Consider the following 18,051-nt stretch of genomic DNA (forward strand, 5'->3'; position numbering starts at 1 on the left):
AATTAGCCTCATATCCGTGGGGAATACAGAATCCTCGCCAACCGCTTTTTTACCCTTATTGGATCACCCCACATACGTGGGGAATACACCAGATACCAAAAGACAGATACTGATATTACAGGATCACCCCCACATACGTGGGGAATAACAACGGCGTGCTTTCAAACGCCCAAGGGATCACGGGATCACCCCCACATACGTGGGGAATAACAACGGCGTGCTTTCAAACGCCCAAGGGATCACGGGATCACCCCCACATACGTGGGGAATACTTAATTGCTTCAATATATTTTTTATAAGATTTAGGATCACCCCCACATACGTGGGGAATACATAGTCCTTTAACAGTGCGCTATCATCAATCAAAGGATCACCCCCACATACGTGGGGAATACTCTTTTGCTACATCTACTTATGGAGATAGCAAGGGATCACCCCCACATACGTGGGGAATACAATAAGGCGCACCATTATAAATAGTGTTTACAAGGATCACCCCCACATACGTGGGGAATACTTAAGGTTTGCTAAGTCCTTATCATCGCTTGTAGGATCACCCCCACATACGTGGGGAATACACACCTTTAAGGCTTTATCTAAAATATAATATAGGATCACCCCCACATACGTGGGGAATACAGTAAAAGATTACCGTCATATCAACATTGCTAATCAAAGAGATACACAAAATTCATTAGTTTATACTTCACTGCTTATATTTTGCAAGATATTATCTATTTAAGCAAGTTAAACAAGCTTTTATTTTTAAATATAATATACAATTCTTTTTAGCTACTTTAACATCCTTTAACAAATTTCATTTTTACTTGACTATACTTTCAATTTCAGCCTTGGTTACTTCAAATGGCAACTGAAAAGCTTCATCGTATTCTGAACTGTTAAAATCAATATGCTTTTTGAATTCAGTTGGCTTAGGAAAGTTTTTTCTACCATCTAAAGCCAATATTAGTACATCTTTGCCATATTTGTATGCCTCAACAGGAGTTTCACCAAAAGTCATTGCTTCAGGAAAGTCATCAAATTTTACTTCCCAAACTTTATCTTCAACGTTATGTAATAGTGTGCCAAAATATTTATACGACATTTTAATACCTCTCCTGTTTTAAGAATATATCAAACAAAGCTGCTTTTTCAAAGCCCCTCAGGAATTCTCACAAGTGCATGAAACTATTACTTTGATGTGTTTAAAATAATTTGCGCTCTTTTGATATGTGCATTTTTATAATACTATTTTTCTAATTCTTTTCGTCTTGTAGCAATTAATTCTTCTAAATTATCTAAGTCAGCAACATTGGAATAATTTTAATAAAGCTTTTAGTTGTTGACCTATACGATACTGTTTTTGCTACTTTAGGATGTGTTTTCTTATATTTTGCATCTGCTTTTTGACGTGCCTTGCTTAAAACCACCCCCAAAAATCCTTCCCTATAACTAAAACAGCTAAAACAATTATTATCAAATTTAGAATAAAATTTACGATAGTCAAAATATTATTCAATTTTTTCATTTTGAAACCTCTCATAAATCTGCTATACTTATGACAAAAGGACAAGACTCAGCTTATCCCTTTGTCTATTACTACAAACCGAACAAATGAAGCAATAGACTTGCGATTCCCGCAAGGGTGAGCTTTTTTGCCTTGCGGTACTCTCGGCGAGTCATGAGGTTTCTCCTCCCCGTTTGTAGATTGCTGGTCTCTCAATCAATAAATATATCATACATGTTTAATCATGTATATTCGAAATTTAAATGAAAAATAATTTGATTTTTGTGATTAATAAGCAATAATATCCCAGATTTGGTGTAAAAATACTATTCTTATATTGCAAAAATATTAGGCCAAATCTTAGCCACTACCCAGGAAGCAAATATACTAATAGTGGCGGCAAAATTGATCTGTTGAACGATGTGTCGATTAATTGAGAGTTTCCCAATCTTTCGACAATACCATAATATACCTCCACCTGTTCTCTACTAAATCTCTAGCTTTTCTCAACCAAAAATCTACCTAAATCAAAAAGTGTCTGGGAAAAAACTAGACCCTTAAAAGCAAAAAATCCGTTAGAACCTTTGCGTTCTAGCGGATTTTTCATATACATTCTAGCCTAACCTTGTTATTATTAAATTACTACAAAAAACAAAAAAGGTGGGCTTTTCATGTATCAAAATTATATCACAGGTCAAACTGCTTTAACACTCAACTTTGACTTTTCTATTCCTAAAAATCATCTTGCTCAGGTTATCAGTGATTTTGTCGACTCGATTCCTGCCGATGTGCTGCTGGAAGACAATTCAAATACTGGTCGACCTGCCTATCACCCAGCAATGATGCTCAAAATACTACTCTTTGCCTACTCTAGACGCGTTTTCTCTGGTAGAAAAATTGAGCGGATGCTCACAGAAAACCTCCCGATGATGGTCATAGCTAGTGGTAAACATATTTCATATCATACGATCAATAACTTTAGAGCTAGTAGCCATACCAATCAGCTGATTAAACAAGCTTTTGTCTATTTTACTAATCTTTTGCAAGCAGAAGGGTTGCTTAGAGAAGATGCCATCTTTATTGATGGGACCAAAATTGAAGCTGATGCTAACAAGTATACTTTCGTTTGGAAAAGAGCTGTCGAAAAGTTTCATACTAAGTTAAAGGCTAATGCAGTTGAGCTTTATGACGAATTGATTCAAAAAGAAGTAATCCAAGCGATTACTGAAGAAGAAGCACAAACTAGTCAGGGTCTGGCAATCATGGCAGAACAAACAGAAACTGCCATCAAGCAACTAGATGAAGCAATCGCGGCTGAGCCGAAAGTAATTCCTGGAGGTTCAACTAAAAAACGTCAAAGGCGAGGCCTTAAAAAAGTCTTGCATAAGTTGCGTAAGGATTTTATCCCCAGAGCAGAAAAGTATGAACAGGCGCAAGCAACTTTTGGTGAGCGTAATAGCTACTCAAAGACCGATCATGATGCCACTTTTATGCATATGAAAGAAGATCATATGAGGAATGGTCAGCTTAAACCCGGATATAATATTCAAGTGGCAACTACCAACCAATATGTAGTAGATTATGCACTTTACCCTAATCCAACAGACTTCAAGACTTTAGAACCTTTCTTAAAGCAAATGACAAATTTAGACAAGTTCCAGAACATCGTTGCCGATGCCGGCTATGGCAGCGAATATAATTATTCTATGCTTGAAAATGAGTATGAAGATAAACAATATTTTATTCCTTACAGCCTTTACGATAAGGAGCAGACTAGAAAGTACAAGAAAGATCCCACTAAGCTAGCTAATTGGACCTATAACGAACAAGCAGATTATTATCTTGACTGGCAAGGTGTGCAGTTCAATTTCAAACGTTATGGTAAGCGAAGGAATAAGAGTACGGGGTTAATCTCTGATCTAAAAATATATGAAGCAGATGAGTTTCAATTAACCGCTGAATTGACTGAGCTAGCCAAAACTAAGAGCGGACGCCAAAGGCAGGTGCAATACAACCCCAATTGGCAATATTTAAAGGCAAAAGCTAAACAAACTCTTCAAAGTAGCGAAGGCAGACGGATCTATGGCTGTAGAAAAACGGACGTAGAGCCAGTCTTTGGACATATGAAGAACGTTTTTGGTGTGCGCAGAACTCATTTGCGAGGGAAGAAAAAGGTCGAAACCGATGTAGGCTTGATGTTCATGATGATGAATTTGAGCAAATATTGGAGTAGAAGAGGTGGCGGAAAACTTCTTTTACAGGAAATAAGCAACAAAAAACAGATCAAGATTTTCTATTACGAAAACTTGGTCTGTTTTTAAGTCTGAAGAGTTAGTTTTTTCCCAGACACTTATTCTTTTACTTTGCTAATAACTGCTTTTCTAATGCTTCTGTCAAAGTCTTTGAAAAGTTAATCTGTTGTTCTTTACCTAGTTCAACCAGATACTCTGGTATCGAAATAGTCTTACGAATAGTTTTTTCGTTTAGCTTGCGATACTTATTCATATCAACTGAAGCAATTGTTTTAACTTCATTTTCCGATACATCAACTTCTTTGATAGGCGCTGGAGTAGGATAACTAGTTTCACTAACTAGCATGGCACCAAGAGCCTAGGTTCCTCCGCCAATATCTGGAATTTCTACGCTATAACCGACTTGCTCTTCTGGATACAAAATAATTGGATATGCTAAAACATTTTTATCTTTCAATATAATCCACCTTTAATCAAAAATTACATATAGAACATTGAGTATTGTCTAAATTTACATCTATCAAACGAATTAAAGCACAATTTAGATAATCACATTGTGAAAGGTTTATACTTACTTCAAAATCAACCCAGCTGTTAATTTAGCTGGGTTGTTTAGTCAAAATTTAGTCCATATATCATCAAAAACGTTGATAGCTTGGCGTGCGGTCTAGTCATAAAATGCTGCTACATAAGCATTTATCAGGATATATTTAAGGAGAGTACAGGATTTGAACCTGCGCGCCAAGGAAAACTTGGTTCGCCGGATTTCGAGTCCGGTGCATTACCACTCTGCCAACTCTCCAGAACATAAGAAATTATACTATAACTTAATCTTTTTTTCCAGCTAACTTTATAAAAAATCTAACTATCTATATAAAATTATTGCTATATAAATTATTTTAGTCTAATCCCAACATACAGAAAACAAATCATTCATGTTTTATCAATAGTGTCTGTTCTACTCGTAATAAATTCTCCACATCCGTGGGAAATACGAGAGAAAATTTTGATTCAAGTATCAATCGAAAGGATCACCCCCACTTGCGTGGGGAATACATTTTGTCAAAGAACCCTTTAAGAACCTTTATAGGATCACCCCCACTTGCGTGGGGAATACCATGACGATGAATCGACCTGTGCTTAAAAAGCTAGGATCACCCCCACTTGCGTGGGGAATACCACCTCCTGAGACTACTGTGTACGAGGATAAAGGGATCACCCCCACTTGCGTGGGGAATACTCGACGGGGATTGCTGGTTTAAATTAATTGTAAGGATCACCCCCACTTGCGTGGGGAATACAAATTGAAGTAAAAACAGCTCAAGCTAAATCCGGGATCACCCCCACTTGCGTGGGGAATACAGTAAAAAATCCTTGTTATAACAAGATTCTTAAAAAGAAAAACACTAATTTTTTATGAGTTCATATTTCAACGACTACATTATTCCGTATAATCAACGAAAAATCAAGCTTCTTTTTCTACCTCAGCGCCTTAAAAAATTCACTGTTTCTACTTGCAGGTCTATCCTAAAATATATTTTCCAAAAACTAGCTAAACTCCTGCCGTTCTTTTTATTGGTTAAGTACTATACAGCTAATATTCCTGATAAAACGCCACAATTCCAAGTTTATCAATATTTGTTAGTCCCTGCTTTTCATAAAACGCGCGTGTCTTAATCGTATTATCAGTTAGTAAAACAACCTGTCTAATTCCACTATTCCTTTTTAGAACTTGCTGAATTAGCTCTGTCCCCAAACCTTGATGTTGATACTCAGGCTTTACTAATAAATCTTGAATATACAAAATGGTTTCTTGATCGCCAATTGTTCGAATTAACCCTACCAATTCGGCTCGCAGCCAAACCGTGATCACTGCCTGTGAATTTGCAACAGCTCGCTGCAGTTTTGCCAAATCCTTAGTATAAGAGGTCCACCCAACTGAGTTATATAACATAAATAAATCAGCCTGTGTCAACTGTTTTTCTTGCTTAAATTGAAATTTCATTGCTATTTTCTTCCAATCCATCATTTAATTGATCCCAGTAATTTCTTAAATTTTGCTCAAGACCAGCTTTAAGCGATAACCGTATTTGCCTACATGCTGGTAAAATTAACTTAAATATTTATTTCTAGGTAGTGATTTGATTTTGTATGAAAATATTTGGCTAACCATAATATCGGCCACTATTTTATTTGTCTTGATTGTTAATATTAGAAATTCCCGACGCTTTAATCTACTAGACCATTGGCTACACCACAAACTTATCGGAAGTTTAGATAGTTTCAATTGGAAGGTAGTCGCCTTTATCAATGATCCAAAACTAATTGTCATCTGGGATATCTTACTAGCCAGCTTCTTAATTAATGAAGAAAGAAACCTTGCTGCCCTATGGGTCATTTTTACCCTAGGAATCACCGACTTTATTGGCATCTTCCTTAAAAAATGGATGCATCGTAAACGTCCAATTAGTCATTCTCATTTGGAAAATGGCTACAGTTTCCCCAGCGGCCATGTCTTAGGTACTACTAGCCTAAGCCTAATTACTTGGCGTTTGTTTGGTCACAAATTCGGTAGTGGGTTTGCGATCATGCTAGCCATAATGTGGCTAATGGTAGTTATCTCACGCCTTAGATTGAAAGCACATTATCCGTCCGACATCATCGGAGCAACTAGTTTAGCAATCTTTTGTTTTACTATTTCGCAACAAATCTTTTTGGCAATTGTTTAATTATCTGCAAAACCAATCATGATGCCACCCTTTTCTGCATAAAAGGTGCACAAACCACAAGTTGTCCGAATTTTAATATCTGCTTGAGGATATAGTGTCAAAATTTGCTCCTTTAAAGCATTTGCATCTGCCTCATTTTCGCAATGATCAATAATAACTTGACCACCATGGTAATTTCTTTGTGCCATCTGCTTTAAAATTTCTTTTAAAGCTCGCTTCATGCCGCGCATTTTAGTGATTGGCTCAAGAGTCCCTTCTTGACTTACAGTTCCAACTAAATCAATCTTGAGCATTCCCGCAATTTTAGCAACTGCCGGGTTTACTCGACCATTTAAAGATAAATTATGTAGTGATTGTAATACAAACAATAAATGTGTGTGAGTCCTATATTGCACAATTTTTTGTTCTAAATCAACAAAGCGTGTTGGACTAGCGACTAGTCGCTGAATTTCTTGCAAAATCAGCGTCATTTCAGGACCAGCTGAAAGCGAATCAATCACAATCACTTGACTTTGTGGATGGTCTTTTTCATAAATTTCCTTAGCCTGAAAAGCCGAAGAAAAGCTACCACTTAGTCCGCTGGTAATCGTTAAGATAATTGCACGCTCACTGCCTTCAAGTGCTTCAAGCCATTCATTGATACTTGGACACGACGTCTTGCCTGCTTCAGAATTTTGTGCCATGCTAGTAATTAATTTACTGATGTTAAGTTGATCATCATCAATAAAATCATGACCAGCAATCGTAATTTTTAATGGTACAACTTCGATATTAGTTGTAGAGCTTAGATTGGCACTGGAGTCTACAATTAACTTTACTTTTTCCATTGGTTAAATACATCCTTATTTAAATCATAAATCTATCCACACTTTAAATTGTATAGTTAATGATAATCCAAAATCAACAAAAAAGCGATTAAATATTTTTTAATATTAGAAATCGTTTTCAAATGTTTACAGAATCACAAACTTCAGCTAAAATTATCTTGTAGAGCTGGGGGCAGTAATCCCCGCTAATGTATGTACAAACGTTTTTGTACAACATTTATTATTTAGGAGGTTTTTAGATGTTAAAATCAGTCATTGAAAATGTTCATGCATTGGAAATCTATGATTCACGTGGTAATCCAACCGTTGAAGCATTCGTTACCCTTTCAAATGGTGTCGTAGGAAAAGCTGAAGTTCCATCAGGTGCTTCAACTGGTGAAAACGAAGCTGTTGAATTACGTGATGGTGGCAACCGTGTTGGTGGTAAAGGTGTTGCTAAAGCCGTTAACAACGTTAACGATCAAATCGCTAAAGCCTTAAAGGGCTTAGATCCACACAACCAAGCTAATATCGACCAAGTAATGATCGACTTAGATGGTACCCCTAACAAAGCCAAGCTTGGTGCTAACGCAATCTTGGGCGTATCAATGGCTACTGCTGACGCAGCTGCTAAAGATAGTCACCAACCTTTGTACAGATATCTTGGTGGTACTGATCTTGAAATGCCACAAACTTTCCATAATGTTATCAATGGTGGTGAACACGCTGATAACGGAATCGATGTACAAGAATTCATGATTACCCCTGTTAAGAAGACTTCATTCCGTGATGGCTTTGAAAAGATCGTTAACACTTACCATACTTTGAAGAAAGTTTTGGAAGACATGGGTTACGAAACCGGCCTTGGCGACGAAGGTGGTTTTGCACCTAACATGAAGAGTTCAGAAGAAGCCTTGAAGGCTTTGCATGAAGCAATTATCAAGGCTGGTTACAAGCCAGGTGAAGATATCGCTATTGCTTGTGACTGTGCAGCTTCATACTTCTACAACAAGGAAGATCACAAATACCACTTTGAGGGTAAAGTCTTCAATGATGATGAATTATCAGATTACTACGACAAGTTACTTGCCGAATTCCCTGAATTAATTTCAATCGAAGACCCATATGATGAAAATGACGTTGACGGTATGATTAAGTTTACTGAAACTCACAAGGATAGAATTCAAATTGTATTAGATGACTTTATTTGTACTAACCCTAAGCTTTTAACTAAGGCTATCAAGGAAGGTGCTGGTAATGCTTCATTAATCAAATTGAACCAAATCGGTACTGTAACTGAAACTTTGGAAACTATTCGTCTTTCACGTAAGAATGGTTACAACACTATGATTTCTCACCGTTCAGGCGAAACTGGTGACACATTTATTGCTGACTTTGCTGTAGCAATCAACGGTGGTCAACTTAAGACTGGTGCTCCTGCCCGTTCAGAGCGTGTTGAAAAGTACAACCGCTTGCTTGAAATCGAAGAAGACCTTGGTGACGGTGAACGTCTTGCCTTCTTCCCAGACAATGTTGACAAGGACTAATTTTTAGGAAATGTTAACTAATAGATAAGCTTGCATTATTGTGCAAGCTTATTTTATTTGCTAGAAAAAAATCGCTAGTTATGCTAGTTTATTTATGATAGCAATTAGTCAAAGGAAGGAAAAATATGTCTGAAAAATTAAGTGGACTTTCGCAAGCAGAAGCTGATAAGCTGCTTAAACAAAAAGGGTTAAATGAGGTACCCGAACCTAAATTTAACTTTTTTAAAGAATTTTTATCTAAATTATGGAACTTATCAGCGTGGATTTTAGAAGCTGCCCTAGTTTTAGAATGTCTATTAGGCAAGTGGGTCCAATCATTATTTGTATTATTAATGCTATTATTTGCAGCATGGAATGGTGCTTCTAAGAAAAAGCAATCGCGCCGCGTCTTAAATAATATTTCTCATAAGCTGACCCCAACTGTTTCTGTTGAACGTGATGGAGCTTGGCAAAATATTGATTCCAAATACTTAGTTCCAGGCGACTTAATCAGCCTGCAACCTGGTGATGTTTTAGCTGCCGATGCCGAACTAGTTCAAGGACAGCTCGCTCTTGACGAAAGTTCGATTACCGGAGAAGCTAACGCTGTCAAAAAAAGGATCAAAGATGATGCTTATGCCGGCACTACAGTAGTCGAAGGCAATGGATTAGCAAAAGTTACAGCGACTGGGGCCAATTCTCGTTCTGGTAAAACTATTAACTTAATTAACAATTCCGCTGCACCAGGACATCTGCAACAATTGTTAACTAAGATTATTTACTATTTATGTTTGCTTGATGGAATTTTAACCTTAGTAATTATTATCGCTTCATTCTTCAAAGGTGGCGACTTTCAAAACCTAATCAATATGCTGCCATTTTTAGCGATGATGTTTATTGCTTCAATTCCAGTCGCCATGCCCTCCACTTTTGCCCTATCTAATTCATTTGAAGCAACCAGATTGAGCAAGGAAGGCGTCTTAACATCTGATCTGACTGGGATTCAGGATGCGGCCAATTTAAATTTAATTTTATTAGACAAAACTGGTACCATCACTGAAAACAAAACTGCGGTGGTCAGCTGGACTAACTTTAGCCAATTAGATGATCAGAGTGTGTTGCAATTAGCTAGCGCTGCAATCGATCAACGCAATACCAAGATTATTGATAGCGCCATTATTGACTATTTAACTAAACAAAATATCAAAATCCAAAGTAGTTCGGACTTTACTCCCTTTACTTCTGCTACTGGCTATTCAATGGCTAATTATGCAAATCATAACATTAAGTTGGGTTCATTTAAGCAATTAGCTAAGATTGATCAAGCAGCCAATGATCAAGTCAAGAATATTGACTTCGGTGCTGGTCGCTCCTGTGCCTTATTGATTGACGACAAACTTGCTGGTGTCTTCATTTTGCAAGACCAAGTCCGCTCTGACTCTCAAGCTGCTCTAGCTGAACTTAAAAAACGTGGTGTTAAACCAATCATGTTAACTGGTGATAACCAGAAAACAGCTCTTGCAGTGGCTAAACAAGTTAAGCTAGATGGCAGAGTAATCTCTATCCATGACTTTGACGAAAATATTAATATCAATGAATTGGCCGGTATTGCCGATGTTTTACCTGAAGATAAATTAAAAATGGTAAAATTTTTCCAAGAAAAAGGATTTATTGTTGGTATGACTGGTGACGGCGTTAATGATTCACCTGCTTTAAAACAAGCAGAAGTCGGAATTGCCGTTGCTAATGCCGCTGACGTGGCCAAGCGTTCAGGTAAGATGGTTCTTCTGAATGATGGCTTGACTTCAATTGTTAAAATTTTGGATGCAGGGCATCGCGTTTATCAAAGAATGACAACTTGGTCATTAACTAAATTAGCAAGAACTGCTGAATTGACCATGCTACTAACCTTTGGTTACTTATTCTTTAATTACATTCCGATGGCGCTCAATGCGATGGTAATCTATACAATTATGAATAACATGGTTACGATGATGATTGGAACAGATCGCACTCATATTACTTACCAACCAGAAAATTGGAATATGGCTAAATTAGCTAAAATTGCTTTTTCACTAGCCTTTGGTTGGACATTAATTGGTATTTTAGGTATTAGTTATCTTAATACTCATGGCTTTGGTCATGGAACAATTTCAACCATGGTATATGTGTTCTTAGTATTAAGTGCAATGTTCATTATTTTAATTACCAGAACTAAACGTTATTTCTGGCAAGATTATCCTTCTAAGTCTGTTGGTTTAACTCAGCTAGCGGATGTATTGATAACCATTATTTTGGCAATCTTCGGAATTGCTATGACTAAAATTAGTTGGCTTAACCTATTAATTACTTTTGTTGCTGCTTTATTTGCCGCAATAGTAATCGATCTAGTCTACCAACCAATCATGAAAAACAGATAATTATCATCAAAAAAGACCACATTCTACAAATGGAATGTGGTCTTTTACTATTATTAAAATCTTTATTTGACTAATTCATAAACATAAGAAGTTTCATCTTGACGGTAGACACCATGCAGACTGCCAACTCGCTTAAAGCCCATCTTACCAATTAAATGTTGCATCGCTAAATTATCCTCGTGAGTATCAATTCTAATTGAATCAATATCGGGACGATTGCGTTTGATACCATCAATCACAGCACTCAATAGCTTAGTTGCATAACCTTTACCAGCGTGATTTGAATGAATTGCAACACGATGAATAACTACATAGCGATCACTTGGATTTAGCCAGTGCCCGTCTAAGTTATCATAATCATGATCCGGAGCGCTAACAATTGAAATTGCGCCAACAGTTTCTTGGTCATCTGACATTGCTAAAAAAGCCCAACCTTGCTTGATATCTTCCTTAATTTGATCTGGTGATGGATATTCTCCCTGCCATTGGTTAACACCACTTTCAGCTAATTGATTAGCACCATCTCGCAAAATCGTCATAATCTGGTCAAAGTCAGCCATAGTTGCTTTTCTTAATTCCAAACTACTCACCTTTCCTTTTATAAAAACACATCGAATATTATAACGATCTGTCATATCAATGTAAAAAGATAACACTTATCTTTATAACTAAAAAGACGGTTTTTCCTTTAACAAAGAAAAATCGTTTTTTTATTAATCTTATTTAAGCACCGTGATATTGAACTAATGAAAAGACATCTAGTCCTGGTAACTTTTCTTTACCCTTTAAATCAGGTAATTCGATATAAAAACCAGCACCAACTAATTCGCCGCCTAAATTTTCAATCAATTCTTTACATGCTCTTAGCGTTCCAGCAGTGGCTAACAAATCATCACAAACAACAACTCGCTGTCCGGGCTTAATCGCATCTTGATGCATTTCTAAGCTGTTTGAACCATATTCCAAATCATAAGAAGCACGTTCAACAGCCCGTGGCAACTTATGGGGCTTTCTAGCAGGTACAAAACCTAAATTTAATTCAGTTGCTACTGGACAACCAACAATAAATCCTCGTGCTTCTGGCCCAACGATTACATCTGCCTTTCTACTCTTAGCATACTCAGCAAGTTCATAGGTTGCTAACTTAAATAGTTTACCATCTTGCAAAATAGGAGTAATATCCCGAAAAGTAATTCCTTTATTGGGAAAGTCTTTCACATTTGCGATGTGTTCTTCAAAAATGTTTGCCATAAATAGCAAAACCTCCAAAACTTAATTGGTTATCTAAATATAATCTAACCAATCTATTTTAACAGATTTTTAGCGAAAAACCAGTCTATCTAGCTAATTAATGTTATTTTAGACGTTGATTTACGTACATTAATAGTTCGGAACTTGGCATTTGGCGTAAAGTTTGAACAAATTCAATTTGTGATTGCGTAGCAGCCAGATATTTTGACGAACTTAACGGTTTTTGCGGTGGATTTTTAATACCAGTAATTTTTCCCTGATCAAATTTAACAAACTTAAGTTCAAAAAAGACCCGTAAAATAAATAAAATACTAGCATAATCTAACCCCAAAAATGGCGCCACTTGTTCATAGTCATTGGTAGTCAAATTAGGATGCGCATAAACGTACTTTAAAACCTGTCCAAAACTAGCTTTATTCGGAATTTTTTTAACTGGCAATTGATCAAGTAAGAATCGTAAATACAATTGCTGGTAACTATTAGTTAGTGCCTGATCAAATTCAGCTTGATTGTGGGGGACATCAAGTAAAACTGCCACTTCGCCACTTGCATGATAATCATTGACTAATGTAATCTTATCCGAAGCAATAGCAAAAGTATTGGCTGCCACAGTCAGATTTTTTTCATCAAACAATAAATATCTATCGGCAAAACCCATAATATATTCTTCTTGGCGTAAATCCACTACTGGTGCGGGAACCGTCAACTGAGGTGTATCAAAAGTGATGCCAGCCATAATTCCCTGCAGCGTAGTCCGTCCGCGATAAGTATTTAACCCTAACTTAACAAAAACCTGCTTAATATAAGGCAACAGTGATTTCGTTAAAAATTCCTTGTTAAAGCCAACAACTGCTAACTTACCACCTGATTGATTAGCCTGAAAGCGGACGTGCTGCTTTTGATTGCCCATAACAGTAAAGTTAGTGATTTTTGCCTGAGTAATACTAAATACTGGCTGTACATTATCTGTGCCAAATGGGCCTACCTGTGCGATATCGGTCATTAAAGCTGGAGTTAAATCTGTGAATGGCAACTCACAATCGTAATATTCTACTGCCAAGCTACTTTCTACTTGAAAACTGTCCTCAAAAGCTGCTCTCAAGTCGGCAATCTTATCTACACTCATCGACAAGCCGCAAGCAAAGTCGTGTCCACCAAATTTTTGCAGTAAATCTTCTTTTAAGGGATTAAGTGCGTTAAATAGGTTAAAACCAGTAATTGAGCGTCCTGAACCTTTAATGATACCAGCATCATTTTTGGTTAAAACAATTGTTGGTTTATGATATTTTTCAACTATTTTATTAGCAACCAAGCCCAAAACGCCTTCATGAAAGTCAGAATCATAAATAACCAAAGTGTTCTTAGTTTGCCAATTATGCCGCTCGACTTGATTAATACATGCTGCAAACACATCATCAGTTAAAGCTTTGCGCTCATCATTTAGCTCTTCGACTTGAATTGCCAATTCTTCTGCCTCAGTCTCATCATCACATAGCAACAATTCCACTGCCAAGCTAGCATTTGCCAAACGCCCTACCGCATTTAATCGTGGTGCCAGATTAAAGCCAACATCGGTCTCATCAATTTGTCCCATTGTCAAACTCGCTTGCTTAATTAAAGCCCGCAAACCTGGTCTTTGGGTCTGATTAAGGATAGCTAAGCCCTGCTTAACCAGAATATGACCTTCACCTGAAACTTTGACCATATCACCAATTGTACCGATCATTGCTAAATCAAGTAGCTCAGATATCGAATCTTGCATTAACTCACGACAAATAGTATAGGCAACGCCAGCTCCGCAAAAGTCATCAAAGGGATATGCTTGTCCAGGATAATTACAATGCACAATTGCATAACTATTTGGAACAACTTCTTGAATGGTATGGTGATCAGTAATAATCGTATCAACACCTTGGCTGTTGGCGTAAGCCACTTCTTCAACCCCAGTTATTCCGTTATCAACTGTAATAATTAGCTTAGTTCCATCAGCAACAATTTTTTGATAAGCTGCTAAATTAGGACCATAGCCGTCACGAAATCGATCGGGGATAAAGTAATGTACATCTGCACCTAAAATTTGCAGAGTTTCCATCATAATTGTTGTAGCGGTTATTCCATCGGCATCGTAATCACCATAGATCATGATTTTTTCGCCGTTGTCTACTGCTTGAGTGATCCGCTCAACCGCTTTAGTCATATCATGCATCAACTTTGGATCCGCCAAATCATCTTCCGTAGCATTAAACCAAAATTCCAGCTGCTCATCAGTATTAATTCCACGCAAAGAAAACAACTTAGCCGTTAACGGGCTAAGTTGATACTTTTCAACTAAATCTGCAGGTAATTCTGCACCACTACGTTTTTTCCATTCTATCATTCGGTTAAATTAACCTTCCATCAACTCTTACTTACTATTTAAGTCGTCATCATTCATTTTCAAGACTGCCATAAACGCATCTTGAGGCACTTCTACTCGACCAACGGCTTTCATCCGTTTTTTACCCCGCTTTTGCTTAGCCAACAGTTTGGCACGTCTATCTGGATCACCAGTATGAATCTTCCAAGTAACATCTTTGCGATAAGGTTTGACTGTTGCCCGCGAGATAATTTTAGCACCAATTGCTCCTTGAATATCAACTTCGAAGTTTTGCCTTGGAATTAGCTTTTTAAGCATAGAAGTCATTTGACGTGCCCGCTTTTGTGCTTCATCACGATGTGCGATAAAACTTAAAGCATCAACTGCTTCTTTATTTAACAGAATGTCAATCTTAACTAAATCAGTTGCCCTGTAACCAGTAATCTCATAGTCTAATGAAGCATAACCTTTAGTTGATGACTTCAATTCATCAAAGAAATCATAGATAATTTCTGCTAATGGCATATTATAAATAACATTGACTCTGTACTTATCGAGGTAGTCCATAGTGACAAATTCTCCCCGCTTTTTCTGACAAAGCTCCATCACGGGACCCACAAAATCGTTAGGTACCATTACTTCTGCCTTAACATAAGGCTCTTGAACTTCTTTATATTCGCCAGCAGTTGGCAAATCAGCAGGATTATCAATTACCTTAGTTAAACCATCATTCATAATTGCATGATAATCAACGGACGGCGCCGTCATAATTAGATCCAGATCAAATTCTTGCTCGATCCGTTCCTGAACCACGTCCATATGTAGTAAGCCCAAAAAACCACAACGAAACCCGAAGCCCAAAGCAGTCGAAGTTTCTGGCTCAAATTCTAAGGCAGCATCATTTAACTGCAACTTTTGCAAAGCTTCTTTTAAATCATCATATTTGGAATTATCGACTGGATACATTCCTGAATAAACCATTGGTGGAATTTGTCGATAACCTGGTAGCGGCTCAGAAGTGGGATTAGCTGCTGAAGTTATCGTGTCACCAACACGCGTTTCTCGGACAGATTTAATATTAGCCGTTAAATAGCCAACATCACCGGCAATTAAAATATCTTTTTGAACTGGAGCAGGGCTTAAAACGCCAACCTCAGTTACCTCATATTTTTTACCAGTATTCATAATTTCGATTTCATCACCAGCCTTAACTGTTCCCTCTTCAATGCGAACAGACAAGACAACTCCGCGATAATCATCATATTTGGAATCAAAAATTAAACTCTTGAGTGGTGCCGTTAAATCCCCAGCGGGAGCGGGAACTTTCTGGACAATTTGCTCTAGCATTTCAGCAATCCCCTGCCCCGTTTTACCTGAGACCTCAACTGCATCGCTAGCATCAAGACCAAGCATTTCCTCAATCTCTTCCTTAGCACGTTCTGGATCTGCAGAAGGCAAATCAATCTTGTTAATCACCGGCAAGATTTCTAAATCGTCGTCAATCGCTAGGTAGGTGTTGGCCAACGTTTGTGCTTGTACCCCTTGAGAAGCATCAACTACTAGTAATGCTCCCTCACAAGCAGCCAGCGACCGTGACACTTCATAAGAAAAATCCACATGTCCTGGTGTATCAATTAAGTGGAAAATATAATCTTCACCATCTTGGGCATGGTACTTAATTTGTACCGAGTTCATCTTAATCGTAATTCCGCGTTGCCGCTCAAGTGGCATATCATCTAGCATTTGATTTTTTAATTGCCGCTGCGATACTGTATCCGTTAATTCCAAAATACGATCAGCAATCGTTGACTTACCATGATCAATATGCGCCACAATCGAAAAATTACGAATGTGTCTTTGATAATCTTGTAATTCTTTAATATCCATAAATTATTTGCACCCTTTATTCTATTACCTTTATTATAGCAAATTCATTGAAGCAGATAAAACCTATTAAGAATTTAATCATACAAAAAGCATTAAGGATTCACCCTAATGCTTTTAGATTATTTAATTTTGTCTTTTAGTCTTTCAAAGAACCCTTTTTCTTGGGGAGTAATCGAACCACCACCAGCTTTAACAAAATCAACCAATGCCTGTTTTTGATCATCATTAATTGAAGTTGGTATCTGCACTTGAATAGTAGTGATTTGATCGCCTTTGCCATTACCACGCAAATATGGCACTCCATCGCCCTTCAACGTAAACTTCTTATTTGGCTGAGTTCCAGCCGGGATTTTAAGTTTACTATCGCCATGCACAGTCTTGACCGTAATTTCATCGCCTAAAGTCGCTTGAGCAAAAGAGATTGGAACGGTAGTATAAATTGTATTGCCTTTTCGTTCAAAGTCTTTAGACGGTTTAATACGGTAACTAATATACAAATCACCGTAAGGTCCGCCATTAGTACCAGCTTCTCCTTGACCTTCATAGCGTAACTGTTGACCATTGTCGATGCCAGCTGGGATGTTAACTTCAATGGTATTTTTGCCATCAATCGTTCCTTGACCCTTACAAGTTTGACATGGATGTTCAATAATCACACCACGACCGCTACATTTATCACAGACTGTCTGACGCCGCACTACGCCTAACATTGAGTTTTGAGTAACGGTCATATAACCAGAGCCGTTACACTTATCACAGGTAATTGGGTGAGTACCTTTTTCTGCGCCGTTACCCTTGCAAGTTGGACAAACTTCACTACGAGTATAGGAAACCTGCGTCTTTTTACCATTAATTGCATCCATAAAATCAATAGTCAAGGTATAATCAAGGTCTTGACCACGAGTTGGAGCAGTTGGATCAGCGCGCCTCTGGCTGCCGCCACCTCCGAAGAAATCATTAAAGATGTCGCCAAAGTCTCCGAAACCGCCAAAACCTTGACCAGCTCCCGCTCCTGCTCCACCAAAGCCGCCTTGACCGTTAACACCAGCAGAACCAAACTGATCATATTGTGCACGCTTATCCTTATCATGCAGAACTTCGTACGCTTCATTAACTTCTTTATACTTTTCTTCTGCCCCAGCCTCATGATTAAGATCTGGATGATACTTCTTTGCTAATTTCCGGTAAGCAGCATCAATTTCTTTGTCGCTGGCATTGCGATCAACACCTAGCACACCATAATAATCTTCTTGTGCCATTTAAAAACTCCTTACTTTCCAAAAGAAAAGAACTACTATTGCGGCAGTTCTTTTCTAA

13 protein-coding genes, 1 tRNA gene and 2 CRISPR repeat arrays (1 of these 16 cut by a window edge) are annotated in these 18,051 nt (G+C 37.6%); of the genes, 4 read left to right on the plus strand and 10 right to left on the minus strand.

Annotation, left to right across the window (positions count from 1 at the left end):
• A CRISPR array of direct repeats spans window positions 1-639; the repeat unit is 27 nt; unit sequence GGATCACCCCCACATACGTGGGGAATA; it begins 1 nt to the left of the window's first position.
• Between the two features lie 184 nt (window positions 640-823).
• Window positions 824-1,105, minus strand: coding sequence for a hypothetical protein (locus tag OZX59_RS02375; RefSeq protein WP_277126544.1), 282 nt, complete (start codon window positions 1,103-1,105; stop codon window positions 824-826).
• A 1,073-nt stretch (window positions 1,106-2,178) separates the two neighbouring features.
• On the opposite strand from OZX59_RS02375, the gene OZX59_RS02380 reads away from it, so the two are divergent.
• Window positions 2,179-3,828 carry an IS1182 family transposase gene (locus OZX59_RS02380; protein WP_277126545.1) on the plus strand — a complete coding sequence of 550 codons (1,650 nt, stop codon included), beginning with the start codon at window positions 2,179-2,181 and terminating at the stop codon, window positions 3,826-3,828.
• A 37-nt stretch (window positions 3,829-3,865) separates the two neighbouring features.
• Here the strand turns inward: OZX59_RS02380 and OZX59_RS02385 are convergent, their stop codons facing one another.
• The 3 genes from OZX59_RS02385 to OZX59_RS02395 all read right to left on the minus strand — a co-directional run bounded on the left by OZX59_RS02385 (window position 3,866) and on the right by OZX59_RS02395 (window position 5,764).
• Complete coding sequence (locus OZX59_RS02385) at window positions 3,866-4,105, minus strand: antitoxin HicB (protein WP_277126546.1); 240 nt, start codon at window positions 4,103-4,105, stop codon at window positions 3,866-3,868.
• A 367-nt stretch (window positions 4,106-4,472) separates the two neighbouring features.
• Window positions 4,473-4,561, minus strand: a tRNA-Ser gene (locus OZX59_RS02390).
• 226 nt (window positions 4,562-4,787) lie between these two features.
• Window positions 4,788-5,121: direct repeats of the CRISPR family, unit length 28 nt; unit sequence GGATCACCCCCACTTGCGTGGGGAATAC.
• 232 nt (window positions 5,122-5,353) lie between these two features.
• Window positions 5,354-5,764 carry a GNAT family N-acetyltransferase gene (locus OZX59_RS02395; protein ID WP_277126547.1) on the minus strand — a complete coding sequence of 137 codons (411 nt, stop codon included), beginning with the start codon at window positions 5,762-5,764 and terminating at the stop codon, window positions 5,354-5,356.
• Between the two features lie 142 nt (window positions 5,765-5,906).
• On the opposite strand from OZX59_RS02395, the gene OZX59_RS02400 reads away from it, so the two are divergent.
• Window positions 5,907-6,488, plus strand: a complete 582-nt coding sequence (locus OZX59_RS02400; protein ID WP_277126548.1) for a phosphatase PAP2 family protein — start codon at window positions 5,907-5,909, stop codon at window positions 6,486-6,488.
• On the opposite strand, the gene OZX59_RS02405 is transcribed toward OZX59_RS02400, so the two are convergent.
• On the minus strand, window positions 6,485-7,315 hold the full coding sequence (locus tag OZX59_RS02405; RefSeq protein WP_277126549.1) for a DegV family protein: 831 nt from the start codon (window positions 7,313-7,315) through the stop codon (window positions 6,485-6,487). The two genes, OZX59_RS02400 and OZX59_RS02405, sit on opposite strands and share 4 nt — an antisense overlap.
• 239 nt (window positions 7,316-7,554) lie before the next feature.
• Here OZX59_RS02405 and eno point away from each other — a divergent pair, with 239 nt between their 5' ends.
• Complete coding sequence (gene eno / locus OZX59_RS02410; protein ID WP_277126550.1) at window positions 7,555-8,841, plus strand: phosphopyruvate hydratase; 1,287 nt, start codon at window positions 7,555-7,557, stop codon at window positions 8,839-8,841.
• 125 nt (window positions 8,842-8,966) lie between these two features.
• Entirely contained in the window at window positions 8,967-11,240 is a 2,274-nt protein-coding gene (locus OZX59_RS02415) for an HAD-IC family P-type ATPase (RefSeq protein ID WP_277126551.1), read from the plus strand.
• Between the two features lie 62 nt (window positions 11,241-11,302).
• Here the strand turns inward: OZX59_RS02415 and OZX59_RS02420 are convergent, their stop codons facing one another.
• The 5 genes from OZX59_RS02420 to dnaJ form a co-directional block, all read right to left on the minus strand.
• Window positions 11,303-11,821, minus strand: coding sequence for a GNAT family N-acetyltransferase (locus OZX59_RS02420; RefSeq protein WP_277126552.1), 519 nt, complete (start codon window positions 11,819-11,821; stop codon window positions 11,303-11,305).
• A gap of 142 nt (window positions 11,822-11,963) precedes the next feature.
• A complete protein-coding gene (locus OZX59_RS02425; RefSeq protein ID WP_277126553.1) occupies window positions 11,964-12,491 on the minus strand; it encodes an adenine phosphoribosyltransferase in 528 nt (175 codons plus the stop codon).
• Between the two features lie 103 nt (window positions 12,492-12,594).
• Window positions 12,595-14,865, minus strand: coding sequence for a single-stranded-DNA-specific exonuclease RecJ (recJ, locus tag OZX59_RS02430; RefSeq protein ID WP_277126976.1), 2,271 nt, complete (start codon window positions 14,863-14,865; stop codon window positions 12,595-12,597).
• 30 nt (window positions 14,866-14,895) lie between these two features.
• On the minus strand, window positions 14,896-16,734 hold the full coding sequence (lepA, locus tag OZX59_RS02435; RefSeq protein WP_277126554.1) for a translation elongation factor 4: 1,839 nt from the start codon (window positions 16,732-16,734) through the stop codon (window positions 14,896-14,898).
• A 119-nt stretch (window positions 16,735-16,853) separates the two neighbouring features.
• A complete protein-coding gene (dnaJ, locus tag OZX59_RS02440; protein WP_277126555.1) occupies window positions 16,854-17,993 on the minus strand; it encodes a molecular chaperone DnaJ in 1,140 nt (379 codons plus the stop codon).
• Between the last annotated feature and the right edge of the window lie 58 nt (window positions 17,994-18,051).

Origin of the sequence: Lactobacillus sp. ESL0681, assembly GCF_029392835.1 — a bacterium.
Classification (GTDB): Bacteria; Bacillota; Bacilli; order Lactobacillales; family Lactobacillaceae; genus Lactobacillus.

Coding starts and splice junctions, on each gene's coding strand:
- OZX59_RS02375 (WP_277126544.1), bottom strand. CDS start 1,105: ATGTCGTATAAATATTTTGGCACACTATTACATAACGTTGAAGATAAA.
- OZX59_RS02380 (WP_277126545.1), top strand. CDS start 2,179: ATGTATCAAAATTATATCACAGGTCAAACTGCTTTAACACTCAACTTT.
- OZX59_RS02385 (WP_277126546.1), bottom strand. CDS start 4,105: ATGCTAGTTAGTGAAACTAGTTATCCTACTCCAGCGCCTATCAAAGAA.
- OZX59_RS02395 (WP_277126547.1), bottom strand. CDS start 5,764: ATGAAATTTCAATTTAAGCAAGAAAAACAGTTGACACAGGCTGATTTA.
- OZX59_RS02405 (WP_277126549.1), bottom strand. CDS start 7,315: ATGGAAAAAGTAAAGTTAATTGTAGACTCCAGTGCCAATCTAAGCTCT.
- eno (WP_277126550.1), top strand. CDS start 7,555: ATGTTAAAATCAGTCATTGAAAATGTTCATGCATTGGAAATCTATGAT.
- OZX59_RS02415 (WP_277126551.1), top strand. CDS start 8,967: ATGTCTGAAAAATTAAGTGGACTTTCGCAAGCAGAAGCTGATAAGCTG.
- OZX59_RS02425 (WP_277126553.1), bottom strand. CDS start 12,491: ATGGCAAACATTTTTGAAGAACACATCGCAAATGTGAAAGACTTTCCC.
- lepA (WP_277126554.1), bottom strand. CDS start 16,734: ATGGATATTAAAGAATTACAAGATTATCAAAGACACATTCGTAATTTT.
- dnaJ (WP_277126555.1), bottom strand. CDS start 17,993: ATGGCACAAGAAGATTATTATGGTGTGCTAGGTGTTGATCGCAATGCC.